This window comes from Streptomyces sp. NPDC085866, assembly GCF_044541035.1.
In the GTDB taxonomy this organism is placed as follows: Bacteria; Actinomycetota; Actinomycetes; order Streptomycetales; family Streptomycetaceae; genus Streptomyces.
The window spans coordinates 313911-331624 of record NZ_JBITSQ010000003.1 but is presented as its reverse complement, the minus strand read 5'-3'; the positions used below and the strand labels follow the sequence as shown (position 1 = coordinate 331624).

Below are 17714 nucleotides of genomic sequence, written 5' to 3'. Positions count from 1 at the left end.
TCTGCAACATTGCTCGACATCAAGATATCTCGTGATCGGGCTGGGCTCGACAGGGGTCCTGGCCGGAAAACATGCCGTACGGGTGCAACCGCTACTCCGTCTCTGTGGTCATGACAAAAGATCGCTCACTGACCACGTGCGATCGCCCACTGACCGGCGACCGGCCCTGACCCTCCGGCCGCCCGAGCAAAGGCGGACGATGAGATATCGCACCCGAGTGACAGCCCCGGCGGCCGTCCTGATCGGTACGACGGCTGCGCTGGCCCTGGGCTCCCCGGCCCAGGCCACCCCGGGCAGGCGCACGGGGGACCCGGGCCCGGAGACCCTCGGCGACCCGGCCTTCCCGGCCCTCGGCAACGACGGCTACCGCGTGTCGGCGTACCACCTCGACCTGGCCTACGACCCCACGACCAGGCTGGTCGACGCCACCGCCACCCTGCGGATCCGCATGGACCGGGCGCTGAGCCGCTTCTCCCTCGACGCCCTCGGTCTCGACATACGTTCCGTGTGCGTGGGCGGCCGCGAGGCCGTCTGGGAGCAGGCGGACGAGAAGCTGCGCGTCACGCCCGACCGCCCGCTCCCGGAGAAGGCGGTCGCGACCGTCCGCGTGGAGTACTCCGCCGACCCGCGCCGCACCCTCGCGCACACCGCCTGGGTCCCCACCGAGGACGGCTTCGCGATCTGCCCGCAGCCGAACTCCGCGCACACCGTCTTCCCGTGCAACGACCACCCCTCGGACAAGGCGGACTTCAGCTTCCGCATCACCGTCCCGAACGGGCTGCGCGGCGTCGCGAACGGCACGCTCACCGAGACCGAGGAGCTGGACGGCGGCCGTACGGCGTACTCGTACTGCTCGGCCGCTCCGATCGCCACCGAACTCGTCCAGATCACGGTCGGCGACTACGTGATCAAGGACCGCGAGGGCCCGCACGGCCTGCCCCTGCGCGACGTCGTCCCCACCGCCCGTGCCACCGCCCTGGAGCCGGCCCTCGCCCTCACCCCGGGCCTGGTGACCTGGCTGGAGGACCGCCTGGGCGCCTTCCCGTTCGAGACGTACGGCCTGCTGCCGTGCAACTCCGACGACCCGAAGGCCTTCGACTTCACCGGGCTGGAGACCCAGACCCTCACCCTGTACAAGCCGAACTTCCTGCTCCAGGAGGAGAAGAAGATCGGCTCGCACATGATGCACGAGCTGGTCCACTCCTACTTCGGCAACCTGGTCAGCCCCGCCACCTGGGCCGACCTGTGGCTGAACGAGGGCCACGCCGACTTCTACGGGCTCCTCTACCGCTACGAGCGCGGCTGGGCCGACTCCCTGGGCCTCACCACGATGGAGGCCCGGATGAAGGACACCTACGCCCGCGGCGACCAGTGGCGCCACGACTCGGGACCGGTGGCTGCGCCGGGCGCCGTCAACCTCTTCGACAGTCAGCGCTATCTGGGGGGCGTGCTCGTCCTGTACGCCTTCCGGCAGCTGGTCGGCGAGGACGTCTTCCACGCCGTCGAGCGCACCTTCCTGGAGTGCTTCCGCAACTCCTCGGCGTCCACGGACGACTACATCACCGTCGCCTCGGAGGTCACCGGCCAGGACCAGTCCGGCTTCCTGCGCGACTGGCTCTACGGCACGAAGACCCCGCGCATGCCCGGCCACCCCGACTGGACGGTCAACCCGGTCAGCTCCTCCCTCGCTGCCCCGCACAGTGGACGCGGCGGCCACTGGCACGAGAACTCGGCGACGCTCTGACGCACCCGTGGCGGGCGGAGCCGGGCCCGGCTCCGCCCGCCACGCGCATCGTGTCCTGCGTCCTCCGGACGACCTCGGTCCCCACCACGTACCGCCCGGCCGCTCGTTGCACCGGTCGGACCGGGTGGTCACGTGGGAGGGAGGGCAAGGACATGGGCTTCGGCTTCGTCAGCCGTCGGGGTTTCCTGGGTGCCTCAGCCGCCGGAGTGGCCGCCGCCGTGTCACCGGCGACGGCTCCGGCGGCGGGCCGGCCGGCCGTCGATGCCGGGGAGCAGATCCTCACCTACCTCGAGACGACCGGCGGATCGGTCACCGCCTGCCGGGACGGCTCGGTGGGCACCTGGCTGGAGGTCGCCCGCGCTCTCCGGCGCGACTCGTGCTGCCACGCCGGAGACGGGGACACGCCCTAGTCGGTCAGGGCCGAACCCGACACCGCGTCCTCCCCGCTGCGCTGCTGCGGGATCACCACCGCGCCCTGCTGCAGCGCCACCGTCCGGGTCGGGGCCGGGATGCGGATGCCCTCCTCGCGGTAGCGGCGGTGCAGGCGCTTGATGAACTCGTGCTTGATGCGGTACTGGTCGCTGAACTCGCCGACGCCGAGGATCACCGTAAAGCCGATGCGGGAGTCCCCGAAGGTGTGGAAGCGGATCGCGGGCTCGTGGTCCGGGAGGGCGCCGGTGATCTCCTTCATGGTCTCGGCGACGACCTCGGTCGTGACGCGCTCGACGTGGTCCAGATCGCTGTCGTAGCTCACGCCCACCTGTACCAGGATCGTCAACTGCTGCTCGGGACGCGTGAAGTTGGTCATGTTGGTCTTCGCCAGCTGGCCGTTGGGGATGACCACCAGGTTGTTGGACAGCTGGCGGACCGTCGTCTGGCGCCAGTTGATGTCCACGACGTACCCCTCCTCGCCGCTGGTCAGCCGGATGTAGTCGCCCGGCTGGACGGTCTTGGAGGCGAGGATGTGGATGCCCGCGAACAGGTTGGCGAGGGTGTCCTGGAGGGCGAGGGCGACGGCCAGACCGCCGACACCGAGGGCGGTGAGCAGGGGCGCTATGGAGATGCCCAGCGTCTGCAGCACCACCAGGAAGCCGATCGCCAGGACCAGGACCCGGGTGATGTTGACGAAGATGGTGGCCGAACCCGCCACGCCCGAGCGGGACTGGGTGACCGAGCGGACCAGACCCGCCACGACCCGGGCCGCGGACAGGGTCACCACGAAGATCAGCCACACCTGGAGGATCTGGTTGGTGTGGTGCTGGACGGTGTGGGTCAGCGGCAGCACCGCCGCGGCCGCCGCGAGGCCGCCCACGATCGCCGCCCAGGGGACGACGGAGCGCAGCGTGTCCACGATGACGTCGTCACCGCTCCACTTGGTCCGCTTGGCGTGCTTGGCCAGCCAGCGCAGCACCGTGCGGGACAGAAACGCCAGCACCAGGCCGGCGGCCAGGGCGATGCCGGCGAGGACGAGGTCGTCCAGGGTCAGCGCGCGGTTCACCGCTCACCTCCGGGGCGCAAAGCTACTGCGGAGAGCCTGATGTGAAGTGTCGTCACGTTGCCACCTGCTCGATGTCCGGAATGTGCGATCGCGCCGCCGCCGGGACAACGGCGGTCGGCGCGATCGTTCATCCTGCCGTATCCGGCGCACCGGTTCGTACCCGGACCGGTGCGGCGGGCCCACGTCTCAGACGATGCCCTCCGCGAGTTCGGCCTGGTCGCGGTCGTTGCCGTAGGCGGCGGTGGTGGGCGTGCCGTACGAACGGCGGGCGACGTACCACCAGATGCTGGCCAGGACCAGGACGACGACGAGGGCCACGGCCGCGTAGTTCATGGTGTCGACGGTGACCGGCGAGGACTGCGGCAGGCAGAACAGGACCGTCACACAGGCCACCCAGGCCACCGCTGTCCAGCCGACCGGTCTGCTCCATCGGCCCAGGTGCCACGGCCCCGGCTGGAAACGGTCGCCCGCGCGCAGCCGGAGCAGGACGGGGATGGCGTAGGCCGGGGTGATGCCGATGACGTTGATGGCGGTGACCGCGCCGTACGCCGTCGCCGAGTACAGGGACGGCAGGGCCAGCACGCCCGCGACGATCACCGACAGCCACACGGCCGCCACCGGGGTCTGGGTGCGGCTGCTCACCTTGCGCCACAGGTGCGAGCCCGGCAGGGCGCCGTCCCGGCTGAACGCGAACACCATGCGGCTGGCCGCGGCCACCTCGGCGTTCCCGCAGAACAGCTGGGCGACGATCACGACGAGCAGCAGCGCGCTCGCGCCGTCGGTGCCGAGGCCGTCGAGCAGGATCTGCGCGGGCGGCACCCCGGTGTCGGTGGTGCGCGTGGCGTCGTAGTCCTGGATGGCGAAGGTCAGGCCGGCGAGCAGCACGAAGCCCGCGATCCACGACACCCAGATGGACCGGACGATGCCCTTCGCCGCGGACACCGAGGCGTTGGAGGTCTCCTCGGAGAGGTGGGCCGAGGCGTCGTACCCGGAGAACGTGTACTGGGCGAGCAGCAGGCCGATCGCGGCCACGTAGAGCGGGCTCGACCAGCCGGTGTCGTTGACGAACTTGGTGAAGACGAAGGACGGCGACTGGTGGTGGTCCGGGACGATCGCCAGCGCCCCGACGATGAGCGCGACACCGGCCAGGTGCCACCAGACGCTGACCGAGTTGAGCAGGCTGACCAGGCGGACGCCGAACAGGTTCAGCACGGCGTGCAGCAGCAGGATCGCGCAGAAGATCAGCATGGTCTTGCCCGGGGTCGGCTCGAAGCCCCACTGGAGGTTGGCGAAGGCCCCGGTGAACAGGGCGGCGCCGTAGTCGATGCCGGCGATCGCGCCGAGCAGTCCGAGCAGATTCAGCCAGCCCGTGTACCAACCCCAGCGCCGGCCGCCGAGCCGGTCGGCCATGTAGTAGAGGGCGCCCGAGGTCGGATAGGCGCTCGTGACCTCGGCGAGCGCGAGGCCCACGCACAGCACGAACAGGCCGACACCCGCCCAGCCCCACAGCATCACGGCGGGCCCGCCGGTGCCCAGACCGAAGCCGTACAGGGTCATGCAGCCGGACAGGATCGAGATCACCGAGAAGCTGATGGCGAAGTTGCCGAAGCCGCCCATGCGGCGGGCCAGCACCGGGCGGTAGCCCAGCTCGCGCAGCCGCCGCTCCTCGTCGTGCTGCGGCCGGGCGGGCGTGGGCGATGGATCGGGGGACATGCGGAAACCTCCGGGGTGAGGAAGGAGAACGGGCGTCAGGCGCCCTCGGCGGTCGCGCGGCAGCGGTCCCTGGCCTGCAGGAAGACCTCCACGGCACGGCCCCGGTCCGGGGTGCGGTACATCCACGGCGGTGGTGTGACGTACGGGCCGATCGCGTCGAACACCCGGGCCGCGTCCGGGAACTGATGGGCACCCCACAGGGCGTGTGCCAGATGGTTGAGGTCCAGCAGCGAGCGTTCGGCCCGGGGCGTCTGCTCGAACCAGGAGTGCAGCGCGCGCCGCGCCTCGCGGGTCGCGTCCTCCGCCACCCAGTGCAGGTCGAGCGCCGCGTCGTGCCCGCTGGAGCGCCGGTAGCGCTCGACCCGGACGTACAGCGGCAGCAGGTGCAGCGCGGACCCGGGCGGCGCCGAACCGGCCGCCCACTGGGCGTAGCCCGCGGCCTCGGCTAGCCGGCCCGAGGAACCGATCGTGTAGAGGAACTGGAGCATCCGGTGGTGGGCCTCGCGGTTGTGCGGGTCACGTCGGCCGGCCTCGGCCAGCAGCCCCCACGGACCCGACGGCAGCATCGCCTCCGGCGGCGGCGCCCGGTGCTCGTCCCAGCGCTGCTCCGGGTCCAGCTGGGCCAGCGCCAGCAGACAGACCCAGGGAACGGGGTCGCGTGGGGCGGTCTGGGTCGCGGACTGCGCGGCGTCCCACGCCTCGATCCACAACTCGTGCGTACGGCGGTGCCCCTCGCGCTGCGCCCGCAGGGCCCGCTCCACGCCGACCCGGGCGTGCATCACCGTGGCCGGCACGCTGTGCGGCTCCTCCGCGAGCCAGGCCCGCACCACGTCGGTACCGGCCGCGGCGGTCGCGAGGACCTGGGTGCGCTGGGTCCACTGCCACCAGCTCGTGGTCTCCGCGAGCAACGCGCGCATCGCCATCCAGCGCCCCGTGCGCAGATCCTGGAGGGCGGTGCGTAAGGCCCCGTCGTGGCCGGCGGGGTCGTAGGAGGGGCGTGCTCCTTCTCTGGCCATCAGCCACCCGCCCCGGTCCGCGAGCGGACGGGCGGGGTGGCGGGGTGCGGTAGCAACAGCCCTCCTCTGGGCGGTGGTCGAGCGCCTCCTGCGGGTCGGCGGTCACTATAGGGGTGTCACTTCCGCCTTGCCATTGTTGTCAACTCAACTATCTGTAGTGGTAGTTGGCCGAGAACAGGCCGAGCTTGACGCCGGACGCGGCCCGACGGCAGGCTGTTCGAGCCGATCTTCGAAGGGGTGTGCGGGAGGATGCGATGACGGGGCCGGTGCTCGCTGTCGACCAGGGCACGTCCGGCACCAAGGCCCTGGTGGTCTGCCCCGAACGCGGCGTCATCGGCGCCGGGTTCGCCGATGTGACGCCCCGTCACCTGCCCGGCGGTCTGGTCGAGGTGGATCCGGCCGAGCTGTACGCCTCGGTCGTCGACGCCGGTCACCGCGCACTCGCCGAGGCGGGCGAGCACGTCGTGGCGATGGGCCTGGCCAACCAGGGCGAGACCGTCCTCGCCTGGGACCCGGCGACCGGACGCCCGCTGACCGACGCCCTCGTCTGGCAGGACCGGCGCGCCGAGACCGTCTGCGCCGAACTCGCCGCTCACGCCGAGGAGTTGCGGCAACTGACCGGCCTGCCCCTCGATCCGTACTTCGCCGCACCCAAGATGGCCTGGATCCGCCGCCATCTCACCCGCGAGGGCGTCGTCACCACCTCCGACGCCTGGCTGGTCCACCGCCTCACCGGCGCCTTCGTCACCGACGCGGCCACCGCCGGCCGCACCCAGCTCCTCGACCTCGACCGTGCCCGGTGGTCGCCCCGGGCGCTGGAGACCTACGGGCTCTCGGACGAACGGCTCCCGCAGGTGGTCGACAACGCCCAACCCGTCGGCACCACCAGCGCGTTCGGCCCGGAGATCCCGCTCACCGGACTCGCCGTCGACCAGCAGGCCGCCCTGCTCGCCCAGCGCATCACCGGACCCGGAGCCGCCAAGTGCACCTACGGCACCGGTGCGTTCCTGCTCGCGCACACCGGCGGGACCCCCCGGCGCGGCACCTCCGGCCTGGTCAGCTGCGTGGCCTGGCGGCTCGCCGGAGACACCGGCTACTGCCTCGACGGACAGGTCTACACGGCCGCCTCCGCCGTGCGCTGGCTCATCGACCTCGGCGTCATCTCCTCGGCCGCCGACCTCGACCCGGTCGGCGGCACCGTCCCCGACAGCGGCGGCGTCACCTTCGTACCCGCCCTCGCCGGGCTCGCCGCCCCCTGGTGGCGCGGCGACCTGCGCGGCTCCCTGACCGGGCTCGGCCTCGACACCGGACCCGGACACCTGGTGCGCGCCCTGTGCGAGGGCCTGGCGGCCCAGGTCGTCGAGCTGGCGGAGGCCGCCGCGGCCGACCTCGGCACCCCGCTCGACGCGCTGCGCGTCGACGGCGGCCTGACCCGCTCCGCCCTCCTCATGCAGACCCAGGCCGACCTGCTGCAACGCCCCGTCGAGGTCTCCGCGCTGCACGACGCCACCGCACTCGGCGCCGCCACCCTCGCCCGGCTCGGCGCGGACCCTGCGCTGAGCGTGGAGGACGCCCTGCCCGACTGGAAGCCCGCCACCGTGTACGAGCCCCGCATCCCGGCCGACCAGGCCGCCGAACGCCTGGCCGGCTTCCGCGGCGCGGTCGCAACCCTGCTCGACTCATGACCGTCACCGCGGAGGGGCCGCTGCCCGGGCAGACGTACGACGTCGCGGTCCTGGGCGCCGGAGTCGTCGGCTGCGCCGTCGCCCGTGAACTCGCCCGCCACCCCAGGCTGCGCATCGCGCTGGTCGAGGCCCAGGACGACGTCGGCCAGGGCACCTCAAAGGCAAACACCGCGATCCTGCACACCGGTTTCGACGCGACCCCGGGCACCCTGGAGGCCCGGCTGGTCCGCGAGGGCCACCAGCGGCTCGCCGCGTACGCCGCCGAGTCCGGCATCCCCGTCGAGGAGGTCGGCGCCCTGCTCGTCGCCTGGGACGAGGAGCAGCTCGCCGCGCTGCCCCGCCTCGCCGAGAAGGCCGAGCGCAACGACTACCCGCACACCCGAATCCTCGGCGCCGACGAGCTGTACGCACGCGAACCGGACCTCGGCCCCGGCGCGCTCGGCGCCCTGCACGTGCCCGGCGAGAGCATCATCTGCCCGTGGACGACGACCCTGGCGTACGCCACCCAGGCGGTCCGCGCCGGCGTCGACCTGCACCTGAACACCCGGGTGGAGCAGGTGAGCCGGGACGCCCGAGGGCACCTCCTGACCACCTCCAGAGGCGCCCTGCACACCCGCCACCTGGTCAACGCGGCCGGACTGCACGCCGACACCCTCGACCGGGCGCTCGGCCACGACGACTTCACCGTCACCCCGCGCCGCGGTCAGCTCATCGTCCACGACAAGCTCGCCCGCCCCCTGGTCCGGCACATCCTCCTTCCCGTGCCGACCGCCCTGGGCAAGGGCGTCCTGGTCGCCCCCACCGTCTACGGCAACGTCCTGCTCGGCCCCACCGCCGAGGACCTGCACGACAAGCGGGCCACCGGCTCCACCGCCGAAGGCCTCGCAATGCTGCGGGAGAAGGGCGGCCGCATCCTGCCCGCACTGCTGCGGGAGGAGGTCACCGCCGTCTACGCCGGGCTGCGCGCGGCCACCGAGCACGAGGACTACCGCATCACCGCCCACCCCGAGCAGGCGTACGTCACCGTCGGCGGCGTCCGCTCCACCGGTCTGACCGCGTCCCTGGCCGTCGCCGCCCACGTCGTCGGCCTGCTGACCGAGACCGGGCTCGACCCCGGACCGGCGCGCGACCTCGAACCGGTCCGCATGCCCAACCTCGGCGAGGCTTTCCCGCGCCCCCACCAGCGGCCCGAACTCATCGCAGCCGACCCGGAGTACGGCACCCTCGTCTGCCACTGCGAGCGCGTCTCCCGCGGCGAGATCCGCGACGCCCTCGCCAGTACGATCCCGCCGCGCACCCTGGACGGCCTGCGCCGCCGCACCCGGGCCCGGGCCGGCCGCTGCCAGGGCTTCTACTGCGGGGCGGCGGTACGGCAGCTGTTCGAGGAGGCCCGCACATGACCGCCGAGCGCAGGGTCGACGTCCTGGTCGTCGGCGCCGGTCCCGCCGGACTCGCGGCCGCGGCCCGGCTGGCCGCCGCCGGTGCCGGCCGGGTCGAGGTGCTGGAGCGGGAGGCACAGGCCGGGGGAGTGCCCCGGCACTGCGCCCACGGCGGCTTCGGCACGTGGACGCGGCGGCTGACCGGACCGCAGTACGCCGGACTGCTCACCGAGGGCGCCGCACACATGGGTGCCGTGCTGCGGACCGGTGTGACGGTCCTGGACTGGGCGGGCCCGCGCACGCTCACGACGGTCGGCCCGCAGGGCCCGGAGACGATCGAGGCCGAAGCCGTCGTCCTCGCCACCGGCTCCCGTGAACGTCCCCGCACGGCCCGGCTGGTGCCCGGCACCCGGCCCGCCGGTGTCTACACCACCGGCGAACTCCAGCAGGCGGTACACCTGTTCGGGCAGTCGATCGGCACCCGCGCGGTGGTGGTCGGCGCGGAGAGGGTCTCCTACTCGGCGGCCGACACCCTGCGCACGGCCGGTGCGGCGGTCGTCGCCCTGCTGACCCAACACCCGCGGGCCCAAGCCCCGCTGCTGCGCGCCCAGTCGGCCCGCCTCGGCCGGCGCGTCCCGCTCCTCACGGACACCACGGTCACCGAGCTCCTCGGCCACGGCCGCCTGTCCGGCGTCCGCGTCCGGCACCGCGACGGCCGCACGGCCACCCTGCCCTGCGACACGGTCGTCTTCACCGGTGACTTCGTCCCCGAGAACGAACTCGCCCGCCGGGCCGGCATCACGCTGGACGGGAGCCCGCACACCTCGCGACCGGGCGTCTTCGCCGTCGGCGCCGTGCTGCACCCCGGACAACGAGCCAGGGCGGCGACCTGGGCCGGAGCGGAGGCGGGCGGTGCGGTGCTGGAGTGGCTGGCGGGAGAGGAGTGGCCGGCTCGCAGGTCCGTGTAGGGCCGGTGCCCACAGCTCCGCGCAGGACCCGTGCGAGCAGCTCCGCGCAGGACCCCTGCTCACAGCTCCGTGTAGGACCCGTGCCGCCCCGCACCCCCGGCGAAGCGTGCCGCTCCCTCCAGGCCCTCCGCCAGCACGCTCATGCCGTACCGCAGCTCGCCGCGCAGGGCGCTCTGCTCGTCCATGCCCTCCTGGTCCAGCGCCGAGGCCCGGTCGCCGCGCAGGCAGGCCTGCGGGAAGCGGGCGATCTGGGCCGCCAGCTCCTCGGCCTGCGCGCGGGCGTGGCCGGTCGGGACGAGACGGTTGGCGAGGCCGATGTCGTAGGCCTCGCGGGCCGGGACCGGACGGCCGGTGAGGATCATGTCCATGGCCCGGCCGGCGCCGATCAGCCGGGGCAGCCGTACCGTGCCGCCGTCGATCAGCGGTACGCCCCAGCGGCGGCAGAACACCCCGAATACGGCGTCCTCCTCGGCGACCCGGAGGTCGCACCACAGGGCCAGTTCGAGGCCGCCCGCCACGGCGTGCCCGGCGACGGCGGCGATCACCGGCTTGGACAGCCGCATCCGGGTCGGCCCCATCGGGCCGTCGCCCTCCTCGGCGACCCGGTTGCCGCGCTCGCCGCCCATCGCCTTCAGATCGGCGCCCGCGCAGAACGTGCCGCCCTCGCCCCACAGCACCGCCACCCGCGCGTTCTCGTCGGCCTCGAACTCCCTGAAGGCCGAGGCGAGTTCGGCGGCCGTGGGGCCGTCCACCGCGTTGCGGACCTCGGGGCGGGACAGGACGATCGTGGTGACGTGTTCCTTGTGCTCCACGCGGACCGGCACGGCGGATGCTCCTTCTGAGGGGGCGGCTCGGAGGGCCACTCTGCCTCAGATGACCTTCAGCCGCACCAGTGCCCCCAGCGTCAACGCGCCCGGCAGCAGCGGGACCCAGACGGTGATGATGCGGTAGGCGAGCACCACCGCCGTGGCCACCGCCACCGGGCCGCCCGCCGCCACCAGCGCCACGATCAGCGCCGCCTCGACCGAGCCGAGCCCGCCCGGCGTGGGCACCAGCGCCACCGCGACCGTCGCGGCCAGGTACGCGAGCGCCATGTGCGCGGGCGGCACCGGCAGCCCCAGCGCCTGCCCCACCGCCACCAGGCCGGCCGCCTGGAGCGCGGGGAAGGCGAGCGAGCCGCCCCACAGCGCGAGCGCCCGGGCCGGACGCGTGTGCACCGAGCGGGCCTCGCCCAGGGCGGTGCGGACGAAGCCGAGCACGGGCGTGCGCAGGCGTCGTACGAGGGTCAGCGCGGCCACCGCCACGAGGAGCACCGCGCCCGCGATGGCCAGCACCGGTCCGACGGCCCCGTCGGGCAGCAGGGTGCCGAGTCGCAGCGCGTCGGGGAAGGCGAGCAGCAGGGCGGCCAGCAGGCTCAGCCGGCCGACCGACTCGGCGAGCAGGTACAGCGCGAGAGCCGCGGAGGAGCGGGCCAGCGGCACCCCGCACACGCTCATGAACCGCAGGTTGACCGCGCCCGCGCCCAGACCCGTCGGCAGCAGGTGGTTGGCCGAGCCCGCCGCGAACTGCGTCGCCAGCAGCCGCCATCGGGGCAGCTGCTGGACCACGGCGCCCTGCCGGGTGACGGCCGCGGCCACCCAGGTCAGACAGGTGGCGCCGGCCGCCGCCAGCAGCCAGGGCCACGAGGCGGTCCGCAGCTGTCCGAAGCCCTCGGCGAGCACCGACCGGTGCCGCACCGCGACGACGGCGACGAGCAGGAGCGGAAGCAGACACAGGATCTGCCGCACGGGGACGCGCCGGGCGAGCCGGGGGAGGCGTCCCTCACGGAGGTCGGGGAGTCGTACCGCTGTCACATCGGGAGAGGTTTTCCGTGCCGTGCCAACGGCGGGTGGCCGAAGCGGGGACGGCGGCTTACGGACGGGCAGCGGATGAGAGGGGAGGGGCATGGGGGCCTTCGGGTGCGAGGACGTGGATGGGGATGAAATGGCGCGGACATTGACCTCAACGAAGCTTGAGGTCCTACGTTCTCTCCCATGAGCATGGAGACCACAGCCTGGACGCAGCTGCACAGCGTGATGACCGCGCAGCAGGAACGCCGTCCCTTCGCCCGCGCCACGCTGCGCCGTATCGCCGCCTTCGCCCGCCCGCACCGCGCGGGCATCGTCCGCTTCGTGGTGCTCGGGGTGGTGACCGCACTGCTCGCCGTCGCCACGCCCGTGCTCGCCGGCAGCGTCGTCGACACGATCGTGGCGGGTCACGACTCCGGGAAGGTGGTCCGGCTCTCGCTGCTCATCGCGCTCGTCGCCCTCGCGGAGGCGGGGCTCGGCATCCTCGGCCGGCGCCTGTCGGCGACGCTCGGGGAGGGACTCATCCTCGACCTGCGCACGGCCGTGTTCGATCATGTGCAGCGCATGCCCGTCGCGTTCTTCACACGTACCCGTACGGGCGCGCTGGTCAGCCGTCTCAACAACGACGTGATCGGCGCCCAGCGGGCGTTCGCCAACACCCTGTCGGGCGTGGTGACCAATCTGGTGACCCTGGTGCTCACCCTCGCCGTCATGCTCACCCTGTCCTGGCAGATCACCCTGCTCGCGCTGGTGCTGCTGCCGGTGTTCGTACTGCCGGCCCGCCGCATGGGCAGCCGGATGGCCCGGATGCAGCGGGAGGCGGCGGCGCTGAACGCGGCCATGGGCACCCGGATGACCGAGCGCTTCTCCGCGCCCGGCGCCACCCTGGTCAAGCTGTTCGGCCGCCCGGAGGAGGAGTCGGCCGAGTTCGCGGACCGCGCCCGCCAGGTGCGCGACATCGGGGTGCGCACGGCGACCGCCCAGTCGGTGTTCATCACCGCCCTCACCCTCGTCTCCGCCCTCGCCCTGGCCCTCGTCTACGGCCTCGGCGGCTGGTTCGCGCTGCGCGGCACCCTGGAGGCGGGCGCGGTCGTCTCGCTCGCCCTGCTGCTGACCCGGCTCTACGCCCCGCTCACCGCGCTCGCCGGAGCCCGCGTGGAGGTGATGAGCGCGTTGGTCAGCTTCGAGCGGGTCTTCGAGGTGCTCGACCTGAAGCCGCTCATCGAGGAGAAGCCGGACGCCGTCGAGGTGCCCGAGGGCCCGGTCGCGGTCGAGTTCGAGGACGTCACCTTCTCCTACCCGTCCGCCGACCAGGTCTCCCTCGCCTCCCTGGAGGAGGTCGCCGCGCTCGACACCCGCGGCGGCGCCGAGGTCCTGCACGGCGTCTCGTTCCGCGCCGAACCCGGCCAGACCGTCGCCCTCGTCGGCTCCTCCGGTGCCGGCAAGTCCACCATCGCCCAGCTGCTGCCGCGCCTGTACGACGTCGACGCCGGCGCCGTCCGCATCGGCGGGACCGACGTCCGGGACCTGACCGCGGCCTCCCTGCGGGCCACCCTCGGCATGGTCACCCAGGACGGCCACCTCTTCCACGACACCGTCCGCGCCAACCTGCTGCTCGCCGGCCCCGCCGCCACGGACGAGGAGCTGTGGGACGCCCTCGGCCGCGCCCGTCTGGCCGACGTCGTACGGTCCCTGCCCGACGGTCTGGACACGGTCGTCGGCGAACGCGGCTACCGGCTCTCCGGCGGTGAGCGCCAGCGCATGACCATCGCCCGGCTGCTGCTGGCCCGCCAGCGCGTGGTCATCCTCGACGAGGCCACCGCCCACCTGGACAACACCTCCGAGGCGGCCGTCCAGGAGGCGCTCACCGAGGCCCTGGAGGGCCGCACCGCCGTGGTGATCGCCCACCGCCTGTCCACCGTCCGGGCCGCCGACCAGATCCTGGTCGTCGAGGCCGGCCGGATCGTGGAGCGGGGCACGCACGACGAACTCCTCGCGGCGGGCGGCCGGTACGCGGAGCTGCACCGCACGCAGTTCGCCCAGAAGGACGACGAGGTGACCGCGGTCTGAGCCGGAGGCGGGGGGTGGGCTGCTGCCCGGGCCGCTGCCCGGCCGCCGCCCACCCCTTGCTGTCCACCCCCTTGACTCCAGTGGTCCGGACCTTTAACTTCACGCCTTAAACAAAGACTCCGGATGCACTCAACACCCAGATGCCACACCTGTGTTGGGCGTGCGCCCGGGCACCCCCCCCACGCGAAAGGCCGCCCCCGCACATGGCCAGACCACTCCCCGCAGCCGTCTCGCTCGCCGCCCTGTCCCTCGCCACCGGCCTCTTCACCGCGGCCCCGGCCCAGGCCGCCACCGGCACCATCACCGGCCTCGGCGGCAAGTGCCTCGACGTCGCCGGCGCAAGTCCCGCCGACGGCACGGCCGTCCAGCTCTACGACTGCAACGGCACCGCCGCCCAGCAGTGGACGGTCGGCAGCGACGGCACCGTCCGCGCCCTCGGCAAGTGCCTCGACGTCACCGGGAACTCCACCGCCGACGGCGCCAAGGTCCAGCTGTGGTCCTGTACCGGCGGCGCCAACCAGAAGTGGACCGTCAGCGCCGCCCACGACATCGTCAACCCGCAGGCCGACAAGTGCCTGGACGCCACCGGCAACTCCTCGGCCAACGGCACCCGCGCCCAGATATGGAGCTGCAGCGGCGGCGCCAACCAGAAGTGGAACGCGCCCGCGGCGGACGGCGGCACCGTCCCGTCCGCGCCGATGGCCGTGGCGCCGTACCTCTACAACGGCTGGGGCAGCCCACCGAACCCGAGCACGATCACCCAGGCCACCGGCGTGAAGTGGTTCACGCTCGCCTTCGTCCTCAGCAACGGCTACTGCACCCCCCAGTGGGACGGCAGCCGCCCGCTGACCGGCGGAGTCGACCAGCAGACCGTCACCACCGTGCGGGCGAACGGCGGTGACGTGATCCCGTCGTTCGGCGGCTACAGCGGCAACAAGCTGGAGAGCTCCTGCTCCAGCGCGGGCGAACTCGCCGCCGCCTACCAGAAGGTGATCAACGCCTACGGCCTGAAGGCGATCGACATCGACATCGAGGCCGACGCCTACAGCAACCCCGCCGTGCAGCAGCGCACCGTCGACGCGCTCAAGACCGTGAAGGCCAACAACCCGGGCCTGAAGGTGTACATCACCATCGGCACCGGGCAGAGCGGGCCCGACACCAGCCTCATCAACCGGGCCGCCTCCTCGGGGCTGACCGTGGACGCCTGGGCGATCATGCCGTTCGACTTCGGCGGTGCGGGACAGAGCATGGGCAACCTCACCACGCAGGCCGCCGAGGGCCTGAAGAGCGCGTTGAAGAACGCCTACCACTACAGCGACGACCAGGCCTACCGGGACATGGGCATCTCGTCCATGAACGGTATCACCGACAACAACGAGACCGTCACGGTGAGCGACTTCCGGACCATCCTGGCCTACGCCCAGCAGCACCACCTGGCCCGGCTCACCTTATGGTCCGCCAACCGCGACCGTCCGTGCACCGGCGGCCCCGCCGACAGCTGCTCCGGCGTCTCCCAGTCCGCCTGGGACTACACCCGCGTCTTCGCCGGCTACACCGGCTGATCCCCGTCCGCTAGGAGAACCCGTGCTTCCCCTCACCCGCCGTCGCAGATCGACGGCCGGCGCGCTGGTCGCCGTGGCCGCCGCGTCCCTGCTCACCGTCGCACCGGCGCGCGCCGTGACCTCCGCCGCCGCCCTGCCCGCCGGTCTCGCCACCGTCGTCAATGCCGCGAGCGGCAAGTGCCTGGACGCCAAGGCGGCCGGCACCGCCAACGGCACCGTCGTGCAGCAGTACACCTGCAACAGCACCACCGCACAGCAGTGGAGCTTCACCGCGACCAGCGACGGCTACGTCCGTATCGGCAACGGCAACAACACGGGCCAGGTCGTGGACGTCGCCGATCTCTCCACCGCCGACAACGCCCAGGTGCACCTGTGGAGTTACGGCGGCGGCGCCAACCAGCAGTGGCTGCCGGTGGACGACGGCGGCGGTGCCTTCCACTTCGTCAACCGGGGCAGCGGCAAGTGCCTGGACGACCCGGGCGCCTCACTCGCGGACAGCGTGCAGTTCGTGCAGTACACGTGCAACGGCACCGCCGCCCAGCGCTTCCAGGTGGTCCCGGTGACCCAGTCCACCAGCAACCCGGACCTCGGCCCGAACGTCGTCGTCTTCGACCCGTCGATGTCGTCCTCGGCCATCCAGAGCAAGCTGGACACCATCTTCAAGCAGCAGGAGACCAACCAGTTCGGCTCCCAGCGCTACGCCGTGCTGTTCAAGCCCGGCGCCTACAGCGCGGACGTCAACGTCGGCTTCTACACCCAGGTGCTGGGCCTCGGCCTCACCCCCGACGCCGTCTCCATCAACGGCGCGGTGCACGCGGAGGCGGACTGGTTCCAGGGCAACGCCACACAGAACTTCTGGCGCGGCGCCGAGAACCTGTCGGTCAACCCCGGCGGCGGCAGCGACCGTTGGGCGGTCTCGCAGGCGGCGCCGTACCGGCGGATGCACCTGCGGGGCAACCTGGCCCTGGACGACGGCGGCTGGTCCAGCGGCGGCTACCTCGCCGACAGCAAGGTCGACGGACAGGTCAACTCCGGCACCCAGCAGCAGTGGCTGACCCGAAACTCCCAGCTGGGCAGCTGGACCGGCGCCAACTGGAACATGGTCTTCGTCGGCAGCCAGGGCGTACCGTCCACCAGCTTCCCCCGTCCTCCGTACACGACGGTCGCGCAGAGCCCGGTCACCCGGGAGAAGCCGTTCCTGTACGTCGACGGCAACGGCACCTACCAGGTGTTCGTACCGTCGGTGCGGTCCAACTCGACGGCCACCAGCTGGGCCGGCGGCAACCCCTCGGGCAGCTCGCTGTCCCTGGACACCTTCTACGTGGTCAAGCCGGGCGCGACCGCCTCCCAGATCAACTCCGCGCTCGCCGCGGGCAAGAACCTCCTGGTCACCCCGGGCGTCTACCACCTGGACCAGACCCTGAAGGTGACCCGCCCCGACACCGTGGTCCTCGGCCTGGGTCTCGCCACCTTCGTCCCGGACAACGGCATCACCGCGATGACCGTCGCCGACGTCGACGGCGTGAAGATCGCGGGCCTGCTCTTCGACGCCGGCACCACCAGCTCGAAGACCCTGCTCGAGGTCGGGCCGACCGGCTCCACCGCCTCCCACGCGGCCGACCCGACCTCCCTGCACGACGTCTACGTCCGCGTCGGCGGCGCGGGCGTCGGCAAGGCTGCCACCAGCATCGTCGTCAACAGCGACAACGTCATCGGCGACCACATGTGGATCTGGCGCGCCGACCACGGCAGCGGCGTCGGCTGGACCAGCAACACCGCCGACACCGGGCTCGTGGTCAACGGCGACGACGTGACCATGTACGGGCTGTTCGTCGAGCACTTCCAGAAGTACCAGGTGCTCTGGAACGGCAACGGCGGCCGCACCTACTTCTTCCAGAACGAGATGCCGTACGACCCGCCGAACCAGGCGGCCTGGATGAACGGCTCCACCCAGGGCTACGCCGCCTACAAGGTCGCCGACTCCGTCACCAGCCACCAGGCCTACGGCCTCGGCAGCTACTGCTACTTCAACGTCAACCCCTCCGTCACCGCCGCGCACGCCATCGAGGCACCGAACACCTCCGGCGTCCGCTTCACCAGCATGGTGACCGTCTCCCTCGGCGGCACCGGCACCATCAGCCACGTCGTCAACAACACGGGAGGACCCTCCAACTCCACCACCAACGTGGCCGACCTCGTCAGCTACCCCTGACCGGTGCGACGGGCGAGGAC

General features: G+C 72.5%; 12 protein-coding genes and 1 pseudogene. 8 read left to right on the top strand and 5 right to left on the bottom strand.

Annotated features, from left to right (window positions below; translation table 11 throughout):
* The first annotated feature begins 199 nt into the window (after positions 1–199).
* Together ACIF83_RS08240 and ACIF83_RS08235 are read left to right on the top strand one after the other, a co-directional pair.
* Positions 200–1744 carry a M1 family metallopeptidase gene (locus ACIF83_RS08240; RefSeq protein ID WP_398137819.1) on the top strand — a complete coding sequence of 515 codons (1545 nt, stop codon included), beginning with the start codon at positions 200–202 and terminating at the stop codon, positions 1742–1744.
* A 152-nt stretch (positions 1745–1896) separates the two neighbouring features.
* On the top strand, positions 1897–2154 hold the full coding sequence (locus ACIF83_RS08235) for a twin-arginine translocation signal domain-containing protein (RefSeq protein ID WP_399724555.1): 258 nt from the start codon (positions 1897–1899) through the stop codon (positions 2152–2154).
* Here the strand turns inward: ACIF83_RS08235 and ACIF83_RS08230 are convergent.
* The 3 genes from ACIF83_RS08230 to ACIF83_RS08220 form a co-directional block, all read right to left on the bottom strand.
* Positions 2151–3242, bottom strand: a complete 1092-nt coding sequence (locus tag ACIF83_RS08230) for a mechanosensitive ion channel family protein (protein WP_393470570.1) — start codon at positions 3240–3242, stop codon at positions 2151–2153. The genes ACIF83_RS08235 and ACIF83_RS08230 overlap by 4 nt on opposite strands.
* A gap of 186 nt (positions 3243–3428) precedes the next feature.
* Positions 3429–4955: an amino acid permease gene (locus ACIF83_RS08225; RefSeq protein WP_393470572.1), complete on the bottom strand. Its 1527-nt coding sequence runs from the start codon at positions 4953–4955 to the stop codon at positions 3429–3431.
* A gap of 35 nt (positions 4956–4990) precedes the next feature.
* On the bottom strand, positions 4991–5971 hold the full coding sequence (locus ACIF83_RS08220; protein ID WP_399724550.1) for a hypothetical protein: 981 nt from the start codon (positions 5969–5971) through the stop codon (positions 4991–4993).
* 254 nt (positions 5972–6225) lie between these two features.
* Here ACIF83_RS08220 and ACIF83_RS08215 point away from each other — a divergent pair, with 254 nt between their 5' ends.
* The 3 genes and pseudogenes from ACIF83_RS08215 to ACIF83_RS08205 all read left to right on the top strand — a co-directional run.
* Positions 6226–7656, top strand: a complete 1431-nt coding sequence (locus ACIF83_RS08215) for an FGGY family carbohydrate kinase (RefSeq protein ID WP_399724547.1) — start codon at positions 6226–6228, stop codon at positions 7654–7656.
* Positions 7653–9056 (top strand): FAD-dependent oxidoreductase, encoded by a 1404-nt coding sequence (locus tag ACIF83_RS08210; RefSeq protein ID WP_393470580.1) that lies wholly within the window; start codon positions 7653–7655, stop codon positions 9054–9056. The genes ACIF83_RS08215 and ACIF83_RS08210 overlap by 4 nt, the downstream gene beginning before the upstream one ends.
* A pseudogene (locus ACIF83_RS08205) lies at positions 9053–9985 on the top strand (FAD-dependent oxidoreductase); the annotation flags it as partial. The gene ACIF83_RS08210 and the pseudogene ACIF83_RS08205, both read left to right, overlap by 4 nt.
* A 77-nt stretch (positions 9986–10062) precedes the next feature.
* Here ACIF83_RS08205 and ACIF83_RS08200 read toward each other — a convergent pair.
* Both ACIF83_RS08200 and ACIF83_RS08195 read right to left on the bottom strand, forming a co-directional pair.
* The gene (locus ACIF83_RS08200; RefSeq protein ID WP_398137822.1) at positions 10063–10827 is read right to left on the bottom strand and encodes a crotonase/enoyl-CoA hydratase family protein; all 765 of its coding nucleotides are present in this window, start codon (positions 10825–10827) and stop codon (positions 10063–10065) included.
* Between the two features lie 45 nt (positions 10828–10872).
* On the bottom strand, positions 10873–11856 hold the full coding sequence (locus ACIF83_RS08195) for a YbhN family protein (RefSeq protein ID WP_399724544.1): 984 nt from the start codon (positions 11854–11856) through the stop codon (positions 10873–10875).
* Between the two features lie 186 nt (positions 11857–12042).
* Between ACIF83_RS08195 and ACIF83_RS08190 the strand changes: the two genes are divergently transcribed.
* The 3 genes from ACIF83_RS08190 (at position 12043) to ACIF83_RS08180 (ending at position 17694) form a co-directional block, all read left to right on the top strand.
* Positions 12043–13920 carry an ABC transporter ATP-binding protein gene (locus ACIF83_RS08190; RefSeq protein WP_398137996.1) on the top strand — a complete coding sequence of 626 codons (1878 nt, stop codon included), beginning with the start codon at positions 12043–12045 and terminating at the stop codon, positions 13918–13920.
* Positions 13921–14123: 203 nt separating this feature from the next.
* Complete coding sequence (locus ACIF83_RS08185) at positions 14124–15482, top strand: lectin (RefSeq protein WP_399724541.1); 1359 nt, start codon at positions 14124–14126, stop codon at positions 15480–15482.
* A gap of 22 nt (positions 15483–15504) precedes the next feature.
* The gene (locus ACIF83_RS08180; RefSeq protein ID WP_398137824.1) at positions 15505–17694 is read left to right on the top strand and encodes an RICIN domain-containing protein; all 2190 of its coding nucleotides are present in this window, start codon (positions 15505–15507) and stop codon (positions 17692–17694) included.
* Positions 17695–17714: the final 20 nt, after the last annotated feature.

Coding starts and splice junctions, on each gene's coding strand:
- ACIF83_RS08235 (WP_399724555.1), top strand. CDS start 1,897: ATGGGCTTCGGCTTCGTCAGCCGTCGGGGTTTCCTGGGTGCCTCAGCC.
- ACIF83_RS08225 (WP_393470572.1), bottom strand. CDS start 4,955: ATGTCCCCCGATCCATCGCCCACGCCCGCCCGGCCGCAGCACGACGAG.
- ACIF83_RS08240 (WP_398137819.1), top strand. CDS start 200: ATGAGATATCGCACCCGAGTGACAGCCCCGGCGGCCGTCCTGATCGGT.
- ACIF83_RS08185 (WP_399724541.1), top strand. CDS start 14,124: ATGGCCAGACCACTCCCCGCAGCCGTCTCGCTCGCCGCCCTGTCCCTC.
- ACIF83_RS08210 (WP_393470580.1), top strand. CDS start 7,653: ATGACCGTCACCGCGGAGGGGCCGCTGCCCGGGCAGACGTACGACGTC.
- ACIF83_RS08220 (WP_399724550.1), bottom strand. CDS start 5,971: ATGGCCAGAGAAGGAGCACGCCCCTCCTACGACCCCGCCGGCCACGAC.
- ACIF83_RS08215 (WP_399724547.1), top strand. CDS start 6,226: ATGACGGGGCCGGTGCTCGCTGTCGACCAGGGCACGTCCGGCACCAAG.
- ACIF83_RS08190 (WP_398137996.1), top strand. CDS start 12,043: ATGGAGACCACAGCCTGGACGCAGCTGCACAGCGTGATGACCGCGCAG.